The 14,405-nt window shown below is 65.0% G+C and carries 17 protein-coding genes and 1 tRNA gene; 9 read left to right on the top strand and 9 right to left on the bottom strand.

The annotated features are described in order from the left end of the window. Positions 1-1,071: M1 family aminopeptidase (locus EG885_RS11085; protein WP_278248479.1), on the bottom strand; the 1,071-nt coding region annotated here is incomplete at its 3' end. Between the two features lie 185 nt (positions 1,072-1,256). Between EG885_RS11085 and EG885_RS11080 the strand changes: the two genes are divergently transcribed. The 5 genes from EG885_RS11080 (at position 1,257) to EG885_RS11060 (ending at position 7,091) form a co-directional block, all read left to right on the top strand. Next, positions 1,257-1,898 carry a hypothetical protein gene (locus EG885_RS11080; protein WP_207392261.1) on the top strand — a complete coding sequence of 214 codons (642 nt, stop codon included), beginning with the start codon at positions 1,257-1,259 and terminating at the stop codon, positions 1,896-1,898. 199 nt (positions 1,899-2,097) lie between these two features. Then, positions 2,098-3,672: a Re/Si-specific NAD(P)(+) transhydrogenase subunit alpha gene (locus EG885_RS11075; RefSeq protein WP_131574539.1), complete on the top strand. Its 1,575-nt coding sequence runs from the start codon at positions 2,098-2,100 to the stop codon at positions 3,670-3,672. A 12-nt stretch (positions 3,673-3,684) separates the two neighbouring features. Further along, positions 3,685-5,127 carry an NAD(P)(+) transhydrogenase (Re/Si-specific) subunit beta gene (locus tag EG885_RS11070; RefSeq protein WP_131574538.1) on the top strand — a complete coding sequence of 481 codons (1,443 nt, stop codon included), beginning with the start codon at positions 3,685-3,687 and terminating at the stop codon, positions 5,125-5,127. A gap of 139 nt (positions 5,128-5,266) precedes the next feature. Further along, entirely contained in the window at positions 5,267-6,568 is a 1,302-nt protein-coding gene (locus EG885_RS11065) for a DUF3422 family protein (RefSeq protein ID WP_131574537.1), read from the top strand. Between the two features lie 178 nt (positions 6,569-6,746). After that, positions 6,747-7,091, top strand: coding sequence for an arsenate reductase family protein (locus EG885_RS11060; protein ID WP_242679614.1), 345 nt, complete (start codon positions 6,747-6,749; stop codon positions 7,089-7,091). Between the two features lie 41 nt (positions 7,092-7,132). Here the strand turns inward: EG885_RS11060 and EG885_RS11055 are convergent, their stop codons facing one another. From EG885_RS11055 to EG885_RS11045, 3 genes are all read right to left on the bottom strand, one after another. Next, complete coding sequence (locus EG885_RS11055; protein WP_131574536.1) at positions 7,133-7,561, bottom strand: protein tyrosine phosphatase family protein; 429 nt, start codon at positions 7,559-7,561, stop codon at positions 7,133-7,135. A gap of 78 nt (positions 7,562-7,639) precedes the next feature. After that, positions 7,640-8,329 carry a phosphoglycolate phosphatase gene (gph, locus tag EG885_RS11050; RefSeq protein ID WP_131574535.1) on the bottom strand — a complete coding sequence of 230 codons (690 nt, stop codon included), beginning with the start codon at positions 8,327-8,329 and terminating at the stop codon, positions 7,640-7,642. A gap of 2 nt (positions 8,330-8,331) precedes the next feature. Beyond that, positions 8,332-8,886 (bottom strand): thioredoxin family protein, encoded by a 555-nt coding sequence (locus tag EG885_RS11045; protein WP_131574534.1) that lies wholly within the window; start codon positions 8,884-8,886, stop codon positions 8,332-8,334. A gap of 268 nt (positions 8,887-9,154) precedes the next feature. Between EG885_RS11045 and EG885_RS22710 the strand changes: the two genes are divergently transcribed. The 3 genes from EG885_RS22710 (at position 9,155) to grxD (ending at position 10,117) form a co-directional block, all read left to right on the top strand. Next, entirely contained in the window at positions 9,155-9,322 is a 168-nt protein-coding gene (locus tag EG885_RS22710) for a hypothetical protein (protein WP_165571112.1), read from the top strand. A gap of 119 nt (positions 9,323-9,441) precedes the next feature. Continuing rightward, the gene (locus tag EG885_RS11040; protein ID WP_131574533.1) at positions 9,442-9,684 is read left to right on the top strand and encodes a BolA/IbaG family iron-sulfur metabolism protein; all 243 of its coding nucleotides are present in this window, start codon (positions 9,442-9,444) and stop codon (positions 9,682-9,684) included. Positions 9,685-9,754: 70 nt separating this feature from the next. Then, positions 9,755-10,117 carry a Grx4 family monothiol glutaredoxin gene (gene grxD / locus EG885_RS11035; RefSeq protein WP_131574544.1) on the top strand — a complete coding sequence of 121 codons (363 nt, stop codon included), beginning with the start codon at positions 9,755-9,757 and terminating at the stop codon, positions 10,115-10,117. Between the two features lie 88 nt (positions 10,118-10,205). Here grxD and EG885_RS11030 read toward each other — a convergent pair whose 3' ends face one another. The 4 genes from EG885_RS11030 to lipA all read right to left on the bottom strand — a co-directional run bounded on the left by EG885_RS11030 (position 10,206) and on the right by lipA (position 12,585). Beyond that, positions 10,206-10,871 (bottom strand): phage holin family protein, encoded by a 666-nt coding sequence (locus tag EG885_RS11030; RefSeq protein ID WP_131574532.1) that lies wholly within the window; start codon positions 10,869-10,871, stop codon positions 10,206-10,208. A 10-nt stretch (positions 10,872-10,881) separates the two neighbouring features. Then, the gene (locus EG885_RS11025) at positions 10,882-11,313 is read right to left on the bottom strand and encodes an ElaB/YgaM/YqjD family protein (protein WP_131574531.1); all 432 of its coding nucleotides are present in this window, start codon (positions 11,311-11,313) and stop codon (positions 10,882-10,884) included. Between the two features lie 110 nt (positions 11,314-11,423). After that, positions 11,424-11,507 (bottom strand) — tRNA-Leu (locus EG885_RS11020). Between the two features lie 121 nt (positions 11,508-11,628). Continuing rightward, positions 11,629-12,585: a lipoyl synthase gene (gene lipA / locus EG885_RS11015; RefSeq protein ID WP_131574530.1), complete on the bottom strand. Its 957-nt coding sequence runs from the start codon at positions 12,583-12,585 to the stop codon at positions 11,629-11,631. Between the two features lie 215 nt (positions 12,586-12,800). On the opposite strand from lipA, the gene EG885_RS11010 reads away from it, so the two are divergent. Beyond that, positions 12,801-13,349 (top strand): peroxiredoxin, encoded by a 549-nt coding sequence (locus EG885_RS11010; RefSeq protein ID WP_131574529.1) that lies wholly within the window; start codon positions 12,801-12,803, stop codon positions 13,347-13,349. Between the two features lie 48 nt (positions 13,350-13,397). Here EG885_RS11010 and EG885_RS11005 read toward each other — a convergent pair whose 3' ends face one another. Then, positions 13,398-14,330: a hydrogen peroxide-inducible genes activator gene (locus EG885_RS11005; protein WP_131574528.1), complete on the bottom strand. Its 933-nt coding sequence runs from the start codon at positions 14,328-14,330 to the stop codon at positions 13,398-13,400. Positions 14,331-14,405: the final 75 nt, after the last annotated feature.

The following is a 14,405-nucleotide window of genomic DNA, read 5'->3' as shown; positions in this document are numbered from 1 at the left end:
ATCCTCGCGGAACTGGCGGGCGCGCAGGGTCTGCACATCCTCGATCCGCTTGACCGCCGCGGATCGCATGTCGGAGGTGAACTGCTGGTCGCGAAAGACGGTCAGCCCTTCCTTGAGGCACAGCTGGAACCAGTCGCGGCAGGTGATCCGGTTGCCGGTCCAGTTGTGGAAATATTCATGCGCGATCACCGCCTCGATCCGTTCATAATCCGTATCGGTGGCGGTTTCGGGCGAGGCCAGCACCAGTTTCGAGTTGAAGATGTTCAACCCCTTGTTTTCCATGGCCCCCATGTTGAAATCATCGACGGCGACGATGTTGAACACGTCCAGATCATATTCGCGGCCATAGACGTCCTCGTCCCACCGCATGGATTTGATCAGGCTTTCCATCGCGAAACCGGCGCGGTCCTGATCGCCGGGCCGGACCCACACATTCAGTGCCACATCGCGGCCCGACCGGGTGGTGAACCGGTCGCTGACCGCGACCAGATCGCCCGCGACCAGCGCGAACAGATAGGCGGGTTTCGGCCAGGGATCGTGCCATTCGGCCACGCCATCCGCATCGCCGACCGGATTGCCGTTCGACAGCCGCACCGGCAAAGCACTGCGCAGGGTCACGCGAAAGGTGGTCATCACGTCCGGACGGTCGGGATAGAAGGTGATGTGGCGAAAACCTTCGGCCTCGCATTGGGTGCAGAACATGCCGCCGGACAGATACAACCCCTCGAACGCGGTGTTGTCGGCGGGATCGATCGCCACCTCGGTTTCCAGCGTGAAGGGCGCGTGGGGCAGGGCGGCGGCGGCGATGATCAGCTGTTCGTCGGTCCGCGTGACATGGACCGGATCGGGGGCCTGCCCATCGATGCGCAGCGCCTGCAGGCGCAGGCCCGCGCCACCGTCCAGCACCAGATCCTGCGGGTCCGACGCGTCGCGCGGCGCAAGGTCCAGCGCCGCCCGCACGATCGTGTCGCGCGGGGCCAGCGTCAGGTCCAGCCGGGTTTCGGTCAGCCCGAACGGCCAGGGCCGGTAATCGGCAAGATGCTGGACGGGCTGGGGATTCGTGGCGGACATGGGCGGCGGCCTCTTGTGAATTATGGGGCCTGGGCGGAACCCTGACCTGCCCATGGTGTTAATCGCCTGAACACCGGCTCGCAAGCTGCGGCGTGTGTCCTTGGCGGTTGACAGCCCATGGGGCACGCGGCACAGGTTCGCGCGACCTGAACCGGTCCACGATACAGTCTGCAATGGAGGCCAGCATGAGCTTTGATCCCAACGATCCGAACCGCCCGAAACCCGGTGTTGATCACAAGGAAACCTATGTCGAGCCGGTCGAGCGCAAGTCGTCCGCCCTGCCGCTGATCATCGGCGTTCTGCTGGCATTGGCGCTGGCCTATTTCGTTCTGCAGCGGTTCATGGCCGATGACACGACGGTTGTCGAAGGCGACACCACCACCGTGACGACGACCGAAGAGGCGCCGACCACCCCCGACACGCCCGCCGTCGTCGCCGAGCCTGACGCGGAACCCGATGCTGCCGCTGCCGAAGCCGAGGCCGCCGCCGACAATGCGGCAGCCGATGCCGAAGCCGCAGCCGACAGCGCCGCCGAAGCTGCCAGCGATGCCGCCGACGCCACCGGATCGGCAGTCGAGGGCGCAAGCGAAGCGGCATCGGACGCGGCTGACGCCGCATCCGATGCAGCCAGCAGCGCCGCCGATGCCGCATCCGACGCCGCCAGCAGCGCCTCTGACGCAGTCGATGACGCGGTCAGCGTCGAAGAGCCCGCAGCCACGACGCCCGCCCCGGCCCCGGTCACCCCGGAACCCGCTCCGGCGACTGACGCGCCCGCGACGGATGCAACCGACGCGCCTGCGACGACGACGCCCGCACCGGCGAACTGATCGTCCCGATCACCTGACCGACCCGGCCCGGATGCACCCGCATCCGGGCCGTTTTCGTTTGCGCGCGAAAGATGTGACGGCTGTGGCGGGCATGCGGCTTTCCTGCGCGAATGCGGCAGGCGAACCTTGTGAAACAATCTTTCGCGATGCTATGTGTCTGGCCATTACGGGGTTAACAAGCCGGGGGGCAGGAATTGCCATGAAGATTGGCGCATTGAAGGAAAGCTTTGCGGGCGAGGCGCGGGTGGCGATCACCCCGGCCTCGGCAGGGCATCTGGGCAAGCTGGGCCACGAGGTGCTGCTGGAAAGCGGCGCGGGCGTCCGGGCGGGCTTTTCGGACGAGGATTACCGCAAGGCCGGCGTCACCATCTGCACCACCGCAGCCGAGCTGGTCGGTGCGGTCGATGTGCTGGCCAAGGTGCGCCAGCCGACACCCGCCGAGATGGGGCAGATGCGCAGCGGGCAGACGCTGATCTCGTTCCTTTATCCGGCGCAGAATCCCGAACTGCTGGCGCAGGCTCAGGGTCAGGGCATCACCGCCATCGCGATGGACATGGTGCCCCGCATCAGCCGCGCGCAAAAGATGGACGCGCTGTCGTCGATGGCCAATATCGCCGGCTATCGTTCGGTGATCGAGGCTGCCAACAACTTTGGCCGGTTCTTCACCGGTCAGGTGACGGCGGCGGGCAAGGTGCCCCCGGCCAAGGTTCTGGTCGTGGGTGCGGGCGTGGCGGGTCTGGCCGCCATCGGCACCTCGGTCAGCCTTGGCGCGCAGGTCTATGCCTTTGACGTGCGCCCCGAAGTGGCCGAGCAGATCGAATCGATGGGCGCAGAATTCGTCTATCTGGAATTCGACGAGCCCACGCAGGACGGTGCCGCGACCGGCGGCTATGCCGCGCCCTCATCCCCCGAATTCCGCGAAAAGCAGCTGGCCCGGTTCCGCGAACTGGCCCCGCAGATGGACATCGTCATCACCACGGCGCTGATCCCCGGGCGCGATGCGCCCAAGCTGTGGACCGCCGATATGGTCGAGATGATGAAGCCCGGCAGCGTCATCGTCGATCTGGCCGCCGAAAAGGGCGGCAATTGCGACCTGACCATTCCGGATGAACGGCATGTCACCGAAAACGGCGTGGTCATCGTCGGTTATACCGATTTCCCCTCGCGCATGGGGGCGCAGGCCAGCGAGCTGTATGGCAACAACATCCGCCATTTCATCGCCGACCTGACCCCCGGCAAGGACGGCGTCATCAACCACAACATGGAGGATGACGTGATCCGGGGCGCGACGGTCGTGCATGATCACGACATCACCTGGCCGCCCCCGCCGCCCAAGATCGCGGCCATCGCGGCGCAAAAGCCCAAGGAAAAAAAGAAGGAGCTGACCCCCGACGAGCGCCGCGCCGCCGAGGCTGCGGCCTTCAAGGCCGACACCGCCAGCCAGATCAAGCTGCTGGTCGGCGGCGGTCTGGTCGTGCTGCTGATCGGCATGGTCGCTCCGGTCAGCTTCATGCAGCATTTCATCGTCTTCGTGCTGTCCTGTTTCGTGGGCTTCCGGATTATCTGGAACGTCGCGCATTCGCTGCATACGCCGTTGATGGCAATCACCAACGCGATCAGTTCGATCATCATTCTGGGCGCGCTGATGCAGATCGGCAGCAGCTCGGGCTGGGTGATGGTGCTGGGCGCGCTGGCGGTGCTGATGGCATCGGTCAATATCTTCGGTGGCTTCATGGTCACCCGGCGCATGCTTGCCATGTTCCAGAAGTCGTAAGGGATCGGGACAATGGAATACGGATTCACCACCGCGGCCTATGTGGTCGCATCGGTCCTGTTCATCCTGTCGCTTGGCGGGCTCTCGGGACAGGAAAGCGCCAAGCGCGCCATCTGGTACGGCATCGCCGGCATGGGGCTGGCGGTTCTGGCTACGCTGTTCGGTCCCGGCGCGGGCAACTGGTTCCTGTCGCTGGTCATGATCGTCATCGGCGGCACCGGCGGCTGGATCGTCGCCAAGCGCGTCCAGATGACCGAGATGCCGCAGCTGGTCGCGGCCATGCATTCGCTGGTCGGTCTGGCGGCGGTCTTTGTCGGCTTCAACGCCCAGATCGAGCTGGCCCGCGTCATGCGCGCCCGTCTGGAAGGGGTCGAGACGGTCTGGACCGGCTTTGCCGCCCTGCTGGCCAGCAAGACCTCTGCCGAAATAGCCATGCTGAAAATCGAGGTTTTCCTTGGCGTCTTCATCGGCGCGGTGACCTTTACCGGATCGGTCGTGGCCTTTGCCAAGCTGTCGGGCCGGGTCGATGGCAAGCCCAAGAAGCTGCCCGGCGGGCATATGCTGAACGCGGGCGCGCTGGCGCTGGCGGTGCTGTTCGGCATTCTCTATTTCACCGGCGTGGGGCCGGGCGTCTTCTGGCTGATCGTGATCACCCTGCTGGCCTTCTTCATCGGCTATCACCTGATCATGGGGATCGGCGGGGCCGACATGCCGGTCGTCGTGTCGATGCTGAACAGCTATTCCGGTTGGGCGGCTGCGGCCATCGGCTTTACGCTTGGCAATGACCTGCTGATCGTGACCGGTGCGCTGGTGGGCAGTTCGGGCGCGATCCTGTCCTATATCATGTGCAAGGCGATGAACCGCAATTTCGTCAGCGTGATCCTGGGCGGTTTCGGCGGTGAGACCGGGCCTGCGGCGGAAATCGAGGGCGAACAGATCGCCATCGATGCCGACGGCGTGGCGTCGGCCCTGAATGAGGCCGACAGCGTCGTCATCGTGCCGGGCTATGGCATGGCCGTGGCGCAGGCCCAAGGTGCCGTCAGCGAGCTGACGCGTAAGCTGCGCGCAGCAGGCAAGACGGTGCGTTTCGCGATCCACCCGGTCGCGGGGCGTCTGCCCGGCCACATGAATGTGCTGCTGGCCGAGGCCAAGGTGCCCTATGACATCGTGCTGGAGATGGACGAGATCAACGAGGATTTCCCCTCGACCGATGTCGTCATCATCATCGGGTCCAATGACATCGTGAACCCGGCGGCGCAGGACGATCCCAACAGCCCCATCGCCGGAATGCCGGTGCTGGAGGTGTGGCGCGCCAAGCAGGTGTTCGTCAGCAAGCGCGGTCAGGGCACCGGTTACAGCGGCATCGAGAACCCGCTGTTCTTCAAGGAGAACACACGGATGTTCTATGGCGATGCGAAAGACAGCATCAACAAGCTGCTGCCGATGATCGACTGACAAGGGCGGCCCCATGCGCCTGTCGCGCCCGCCGGACCCTGTCCGGCGGGCGTTTTCGATAAAGCTGTCCGGGCTGCGGGCTTGCGCCCGGCAGCGCGCCGGGGTCAACTGCGCGAAAGACGTCCAGAGGGGAACAGCCATGGGTCCGGCGACCGAACATCCGCTGCGCTATGCGCTGGTCAACGAACTGCATGCGCGGCCCTCGCCCCGGATGACCGTGCCCTCGACGGCGGCCTTCGTGGCCTTCAAGGAACCGCGCGATGCCGCCAATCGCGACCGGGCGCTGGACATGGATCATCTGTCCCAGCTGGTCGACCGCCATGGTGGCCCGCGCCCCGACCCCGAGGACAGCCATTATCAGGGCAAGCTGGGGCGCCATGACCTGAAATGGGAAAGCCACACCGAATTCGTGACCTATATGGCCACCACGCCGGGCCTGCCGATCCGGCCCTTCGATCCCTCGGCGGGTGCCGTCTTTTCCGAGGAATGGCAGCGCGCCGCACCGGGCAAGCGGGTGGCGGCGGTGATGGTGCAGGTCGATCATCTGCCCGACGATCCCGCCGAGGCGATGGAGCGGATCAGCAGCTGGTTTGCCCGCGACAGCATGGCCGCGATCTGGGTGCTGGACGAGGCCGCGATGGTCGCGGGCGATTTCCGCATCGACGCGGATGGCTGGATGCGCTTTGCCGTTTTCGTGCGCCCCGGCACGTCCGAGGGGCGGACCGGGCGGCTGGTCCACCGGCTGGTCGAGCTGGAGACCTATCGCGCCATGTCGATGCTGGGTCTGGGGCGCGCGCGCGGTCTCAGCCGTCGCCTGAACGAGCTTGAACCGCGCCTGACCGCGATCCTGGAATCGATGGGCGATGACGCCCAGCCCGCCGACGAGGTGCTGCACAGCCTGCTGGGCGTCTCGGCGGAACTCGAGGCGCAGGCGGTTCAGCATTCCTTCCGCTTCGGCGCCACCTCGGCCTATGAGGCGATCGTGCAGGACCGCATCGCCGTGCTGCGCGAGACCCGGTTTCTGGACCGCCAGATGCTGAGCGAATTCATGCGCCGCCGCTATCTGCCCGCGATGCGCACCGCCAAATCCGCCGAACAGCGGCTGGCCACCATGCTGGAACGCACCGCCCGCGCGTCCGAGCTGTTGCGCACCCGCGTCGATGTCGAACGCAGCGCCCAGAACCAGAAGATCATGCACCGCATGGACCGCCGCGCCGACCTGCAGCTGCGCCTGCAGCACACGGTCGAGGGCCTGTCTGTCGTCGCGATCAGCTATTACGCGGTGGGGCTGCTGTCCTATGCGCTGGCACCGGTCGCCGGAATGACGGGGTTGGACAAATCGCTGCTGGTGGCCGGGCTGACACCGGTGGCCGTGCTGATCGTCTGGTGGGCGATGCGGCGGGTGCGCAAAAGCCTGCATGGACCGGGGGACGATCTGTGACCCCGGAATGTGCAGCCTGCCGCATTGTGCCTTGTGACCGGCGGGCGGCAGTGGGATGTGTCGGGGATCATACGTCGAAAGGATGACCCGATGCGCCTGACCCTTGCCTTGCTGGCCACGCTTGCGCTGACTGCCTGCAACGTGCCGATTGTGCCCCTGATCTGAAAAGGTTTCGCCCATGTCCAAAACGCTGACGATGTTCGGCCTGTCCCATTGCTCGACCTGCCAGAAGGCACAGACGGCGCTGCAGGATCAGGGCTGGCAGGTGCAGTTCCGCGATGTCGCCTCGGAGCCGCTGAGCGAAGCCGAGCGCCGTGCTCTGGTCGAGGATTTCGGCGACAAGATCATCAACCGCGCCAGCCTGACATGGCGCGGCATGTCCGAGGATGAGCGCGCCGCTGATCCGGTCGCGATGATGGGCGACAAGCCAAGCGTCATGAAACGTCCGACGATTCGCGCGGGCGATACCAAGACCTTGGGCTGGACTGCGAATGTCAAGCGCGCATTCGACGTGCCGGTCTGATCTGCTGTGGGGCAGGGGGGCATGCCCCCTTGCCCATCCGGTCAGCCCTTGCGGCTGGCCAGCGACGCGATCAGCGGGCGGACGCCCGACAGATCATAGCCGGCCTTGTCGGCGGTCTGCAAAATCTCATCCTCGGGCAGGCGACCTGCCTGATTGAGTGCCCACAGAACCGTGCTGCGATTGCCGGACCGGCAATAGGCGATGACCGGACCCTGACCGACCAGCGCCGCGCCGAAATCGGCGATCAGCTTCGGGGTGATCTGGCCCGGATGAAACGGCAGATAGTGGTATGTCATGCCCGCCTCAGCCGCAGCCCTGGCCATGGCGTCATGATCGATCCCGGCCTCGACCTCGTCATCGGGGCGGTTGTTGACCAGAACCTTGAACCCGGCTTCGGCCAGCGCGGGCACGTCTTCGGGCAGGATCTGCGGGGACACGGCAAGGGTCGGGCTGATCTGGCGCAGATCCATAAGCGGGCCTTTCAAGGAACGGACAGCCCTGACCTGCCGGGTTTCCGGCACATTTGTCAAGCCGGGCCGATCCCGCGCCTAAGGGGCAGACACATCCGAACCCGCGATCGTGGCCGCAACCAGCCCGGGCAACTGGTCGAAATGGTCAAAGACCGCCTGGTGGGGCAGTTCGTCGATGGGCGTCATGCGATAGCCCTTGGAATAGATCAGGAAGGGCACCGGCACGGCAGCCGCGCAATGGGCGTCGAATTCGCTGTCGCCGACATAAAGCGCACGGGGCGCATCGCCCGTCGCACCCAGCTGCGCCAGCGCCAGCCGCAGCGGTGCCGGATCGGGTTTGCGCTGCGGCAGGGAATCGCCGCCGATCACCACCGGCATCAGATGGCTGAGGCCGAAATGATCCAGCACCACCCGGGTCGGCGCCATCGGCTTGTTGGTGCACAGCCCAAGCGGATGGCCCGCATCCGCCAATCGCCCAAGCGCCTCGATCGCGCCGGGAAACAGCCGTGTCAGCGCCGTCGCGTCGTGATAGCGCGCCATGAAGGCCGCGATCAGCGCGGGCCGATGCACAGGCTCGATCGCGCAGGCGGCGATTACGCGGGTCCATAACAGATCGACCCCGCCGCCGATAAAGCTGCGCACCCTGTCCAGCGGCAGCGGCGCGATGTCGTTTTCGCGCAGCACCGCGTTGACGCAGGCATGGATATCGGGCGCGCTGTCGATCAGCGTCCCATCAAGGTCAAAGACAATCGGGCAGGGTCGGTTCATGATCACGCAGCCTTCCATTTGATCGAACATCCCATCGAGGCAACCTGATCGCGCGGACCCGCGCCGGTCCGGGCGATCTGCATCATCGCCTCGAACAGCTCGCGCCGCGCGCCCGGCGGACCGGCAGTGCGCCCCGAGGCATCCAGCCGCCCGCGATATTGCAGCTGGCCGTCGGCGTTGTAGCCGAAGAAATCCGGCGTGCATTCGGCGCCATAGGCCCGCGCCACGGTCTGATCGGCGTCATGCAGATAGGGAAAGCGGAACCCCTTTGCCTTGGCCAGCCGGGCCATGTGCTCCGGGCCGTCCTCTGGGTAGCTATCGGCATCATTGGCCGAGATCGCGACGACCCCGATACCTTGATCCATCAGATCATGTGCGTCCCGCAGGATGCGGTCCATGATCGCGCGGACATAGGGACAATGGTTGCAGATGAACATGATTAGCGTGCCGTTCGGCCCGGCAATCATATCGCGGCCATGCATCCGTCCGGCGCCATCGGGCAGCAAGAAATCATGCCATGACGCTCCGAAATCGCAGACTGGGGGCGAGACGGCCATGACATCCTCCGGTACAATCCCGTCGATCTTGGGATATCGGACAGGCCGGAACAAGCCGCGAAATGGTGGGTCTGCGATCTGGGATAAGCCATTTTGATACATAATACAGATTATTCTGTTTAAATATGCCATCCCTGCGCGACCGGTCCCGCAATGCGGCGCGGCGGCCACGCCCGGACAGCTTTGTACGGTCTGATCCGGAACCTCTGCCGCAGTTCCGCGTCTGTTTCCTATGTGACGATCACGAATGTATCAAAGGAATGACATCATGACCTATGTGAAAACCGGATTTTGCGCCGCCGTTCTGCTGCTGTCGGCTTGCGGCACCACGGTCGGAGAGCGCGCGGCCACCGGCGGTCTGGGCGGCGCGGCTGTCGGTGGACCCGTCGGTGCGGTTGTCGGCGGCACCGTGGGTGCGGTCAGCGCGACCCAATAAGCCATTTTCGCAGCAAATGGACGACGGCGGTGCCCTGCAAGGCGCCGCCGTTTTCCTGTCGGCCTTGCGGGGCCAGACGCCATCCCCTATCTCTCTCTCAGGACAACAAGGATCACGCAATGGCCATGGAAGCGCATGATATCGAAGCCCTCATCCGGGTTTCATTCCCCAATGCCCGGATCACGATCACCGATCTGGCGGGCGACGGCAACCATTATGCGGCCGAGGTCATCGATGAAAGCTTTCGCGGCATGAACCGCGTGCAGCAACAGCGCGCCGTCTATGCCGCCCTGCAAGGAAAGATGGATGGCCCCGCCGGAGAGTTGCATGCCCTTGCCCTGACGACCAAAGCCCCCGCGTGACGCGCCCCCTGCCCGCGCACTGACAAAACGGCCCGCTGCATGCGGGCCTCGGACCAGAAGGAGTGTCATGATGAGTGACGTGAACAACCGCATCCAGACCCTGATCGACGGCAATGACGTCGTGCTGTTCATGAAAGGCACCAAGGCGATGCCGCAATGCGGGTTTTCCAGCCGCGTGGCGGGTGTGCTGAACTATATGGGTGTGCCCTTTCAGGATATCGACGTGCTGTCGGATGCCGATATCCGCCAGGGCATCAAGGATTTTTCGGACTGGCCGACGATCCCCCAGCTTTACGTAAAGGGCGAATTTGTCGGCGGCTGTGACATCATCACCGAGATGACCCTGTCCGGAGAGCTGGACCAGCTGCTGAGCAAGCAGGGTGTCGTCTTCGATCAGGCCGCCGCTGAAAAGATCCGCGAAGCCAACGCCTGACAGGCCCCTGCCCCGACACAGGGGCCGGACGGACCAAAAAAGGGCGCCCTTCCGGGGCGCCCTTTTGTCGTGGTGGATCGGGGTGGTTTCAGATCAGGTCGTCGCGGTCATAGTCATATTCCGCGTCGCGCTGACGGCCTTCCTGCAGTTTTGCAGCCAAGGTCACGCCGACTGCAAAGGCACCGACCAGCTTGGCCACGCTGCCAGCATTGCTGCTGGACGCCTGGCTCAACTGCTCTTTGCCATCGCGCAGACGACGCTCGGCCAAGCGCAGGTTCTCGCTGCTCAGACCAACGGCGCGGGCCGCACCGCGAACATTGCCAAAGACCTTGTTCTCGGTGTCGCCGACCAGTTTGGTGGCGCGCGATGTGGCGCTGTCCATCAACGAATGCGCCTTGGTCTCGGCCAGTTCGACCATCCGCGTGGCCTCGGTCCTAGCACGGGTCACGGCAGCATCGGTTGCCAAAGACACCCGCGCCTCGACCTCGCGCTTGAGGTCATCCGTCGTTGGCATCACATGCTTGCGCCGCGATGACATCCCGATCAGGATCGCCGCGATCAAGGCCAGCACACCGCCGATGGTCAGTGACGCCAAGGCGGCACCCCAGTCAAGCTCGGTCGCCAGAAACGACCACAGGGCGGCCAAAAGAAAACCGGCCCCGATCAGGCCGGCGAGCCCGGCGGCGGCCTTGAGAGCCGCGCGCCGTGCCGTATCGCCGACAGCCAGCTGAATGCGTCGGGCGAAATCGAACATATGTCCGACCTCAGCGACGCGAGATCAGCAGGCCGACCAGGAAGCCGATGCCAGCCGCGATGCCCAAGGCCTGAGCCGGGTTGCGACGCACCATTTCCGACACTTCGTCATAACGCTCTTCGGCGTAATGCGCGACCTCGGTGGCTTTCTGCTGACCGGCTTCGTAAAGGCGCTCGGCCTCGTGACGGGCCTTGTCGGCATATTCGTGGGACGTCTCGCGCGCCTTGTCGACATATTGACGGCCGGTTTCCAGCGCATCGTCAGCCAGCGCGGCACCCTTGTCCTTCAGACGCACGGCGCCCGAATTGTTGGCCAGATCGCGCGCGGTGTCGCGAACGTCGTCGGCCACACGGCGGGCGCCGTCCTGAACGTCACGCTTTGCCTCGTTGGCGGCCGATTGGGCGTCACGCTTGATTTCGTCTGCGGTGGGGTTCTGAGCCATTTTAATGTCCTTTCATCGGTGTCTTATCACCTTCGTCAGACAAACAAATGCCCCGGGAGTTTGTTCCCACGGGGCCAAAAAATCTTAACGAATGTGTTTGTGGAAGGGCGTGGTAGGGGCGGCCGGACTCGAACCGGCACTCATTGCTGAAACGGATTTTGAATCCGTCGCGTCTACCATTCCGCCACGCCCCCAAAGCCTTGGGCGCCCTTCCGGCACGATCCCTGCGGATCGCTTAGGGCCGAGGCGTAATTCCAGCCGCACCGATTTGCAAGAAGGATATGAGGGGCATCGTGCTCCTCAAGCCCCCTGCCCTCAGGCCCGGCCCAGCTTTTCCAGCCGCGCATCGCGCAGCCGCGCGAAATCGTCGCCCGCGTGATAGGACGACCGCGTCAGCGGCGTGGCCGAGACCATCAGGAACCCCTTGCCATAGGCGGCCTTTTCATAGCCCGCGAACTCCTCGGGCGTGACGAAACGGTCGACCCGGTGATGCTTGGGGCTGGGCTGCAGGTACTGGCCGATGGTGATGAAATCGATATCGGCGGCGCGCATGTCATCCATGACCTGCAACACGCCCTGACGATCCTCGCCCAGACCCACCATGATCCCCGACTTGGTGAACATGGTCGGGTCCAGTTCCTTGATCCGCTGCAGGATGCGCAGCGAATGGAAATAGCGCGCGCCGGGACGCACGGTCGGATACAGGCCCGGCACCGTTTCCAGATTGTGATTGAAGACATCGGGCCGCGCCTCGACGACCGTTTCCAGAGCGCCGGGCTTGGATTTCAGGAAGTCGGGGGTCAGAACCTCGATCGTCGATCCGGGCGAGCGGTGGCGGATCGCGCGGATGGTCTGGGCGAAATGATCCGCCCCGCCATCGTCCAGATCGTCGCGGTCGACGCTGGTGATGACCACATGGTTCAGGCCCAGCTTGGCCACCGCATGGGCGACGCGGCCCGGCTCGAACGCGTCCAATGTCGTGGGCTTGCCGGTGGCGACGTTGCAGAAGGTGCAGCCGCGGGTGCAGATCTCGCCCATGATCATCATGGTGGCGTGGCCCTGGCTCCAGCATTCGCCGACATTGGGGCAGCCTGCCTCTTCGCAGACGGTGGACAGGCGGTGTTCGCGCAGCAGATCGCGCGTGGCCTTGTAGCCCGCCGAGGTGGGCGCCTTGACGCGGATCCAGTCCGGCTTTTTGGGCTGGGTCTGGTCGGGACGATGCGCCTTTTCGGGGTGGCGCTGGTCCGGGATCGTGAGGTCGCGCAAGGTCATGGTCCTTTCGGTCGCGGTTGCCACAGAAATAGGGGCTTTTCGCAGGCTTGGCAACGCATCCCCGCAGCGCCCCGCACATGGCTGCCATGTGCGGGGCCATTTGGCGGCCCCGGATGCGGCTGCGGCATTGCCCTTGCCGCAGTGCGGCGTTACCTTTGCGGAAGGGAGGACCAGCCCGCATCGCGCATGGCGATGCCCGACCGACAGGAGCTTTGATGACACCCGGAACCAGATTGCCCGACGTGACCTTTCGCACCCGCGTCCGCGACGACGCCATCGGTGGCGCGAATCCCTATCGCTGGCAGGACGTGACCACCGCCGATTATTTCGCGGGCAAGCGGGTCGTCCTGTTCTCGTTGCCCGGGGCGTTTACGCCGACCTGCTCCACCTATCAGCTGCCGGGATACGAGGCCGCGTTCGGCGACATGCAGAAACTGGGCATCGATGCCATCTATTGCCTGTCGGTCAATGACGGCTTTGTCATGAACCAATGGGCCAAGGCGCAGGCCCTGCAGAACGTCACCGTGATCCCCGACGGTTCGGGCGAATTCACCGACAAGGTCGGCATGCTGGTGCGCAAGGACAATCTGGGCTTTGGCGCGCGCAGCTGGCGCTATGCCGCCGTCATCCATGACGGCGTGGTCGAAGCGTGGTTCGAAGAGCCGGGCCGCTGCGACGATTGCGCCGACGACCCCTATGGCGCCTCGGCACCCGAGGCGGTGATGGGCTGGCTGCAGACCGCACGCGTGTCCGAACCCGCCTGATCCGATGCCACCATGACCGGGGGGCCGCGACGAATCGCGGCCCCTTTGTCATGCGCGCGGATCATCCCCCAACAAGGGCAGCGCCGCCGCAGACAGCACCGCCGCCAGATCGTCGAACCAGCCCTGCGCGGGGGTCGAGGCGCGGCGCATCAGCACCACCTCACGCGCGGGCTGCGGATCGCCAAAGCGGATCGCGGTCAGGCCCGGGGCTGCGGCCAGTTCCTGACGCCGGGCGATCTCGGGCAGAAAGGTCAGTCCCATCCCCTGCGCCGCCAGCCGGCACAGCGTCGCCAGAGACGCCGCGCCCAGATCCAGCCGCGCGCTGCGCCGGTTCAGCCCGCAAACCTCCAGCGCCTGATCGCCCAGACAATGCCCCTCGTCCAGCAGCAGCAACTGACCGGGGTCCAGCGTGCCGGGATCGATCGCATCGGGCGCCACGGCGCGGGCATGCAGATCGGCTACCCGCGCGGCACTGCCCGCCAGCAGGAAATGATCGGTGAACAGGGGCACCGCCTCGACCCGCGCATCCTCGGGGGGGCTGGCCACGACGATGGCGTCCAGACGGCCCTGCGCCAGCTCCTCCAGCAGGCGTTCAGTTTGTGCTTCGCGCAGATGCAGATCTCGGCCGATATCGCGGGCCCGCAGGACCGGCAGCGCCTCGGGCAGCAGATAGGGCGCGACGGTGGGGATCATCCCCAGCATCAGCCGCCCCCCCTGCCCCGGCCTGCGCAAGCCCTGTTCCAGATCCGTCATAGCCTGCAGCACGCGCCCCGCATGGGCCTGCAGCGCCCGGCCCTGCGGGGTCAGCACCACACCGGAACTGGTGCGTTCGACCAAAGGCGCGCCCACCATATCCTCCAGCGCGCGGATCTGCATGGACAGCGCGGGCTGGCTGACATGGATCGCCTCGGCGGCGCGGGTGAAATGCGCGGCGTCGGCCAAAGCCAGAAAATAGCGCAGCTGGCGCAGGGTGATGTTCATAAGGTTACCTGATCGTGTTCAGCAGAATTTCCGATTTCTCTTTATCGCGTGGATCGGTCATCCTTCAATCTGAAT

The sequence above is a fragment of the Paracoccus nototheniae genome, assembly GCF_004335005.1.
Lineage (GTDB): Bacteria > Pseudomonadota > Alphaproteobacteria > Rhodobacterales > Rhodobacteraceae > Paracoccus > Paracoccus nototheniae.
The sequence above is the reverse complement of the archived record's forward strand: the minus strand, read 5'-3'. Positions and strand labels throughout refer to the sequence as shown.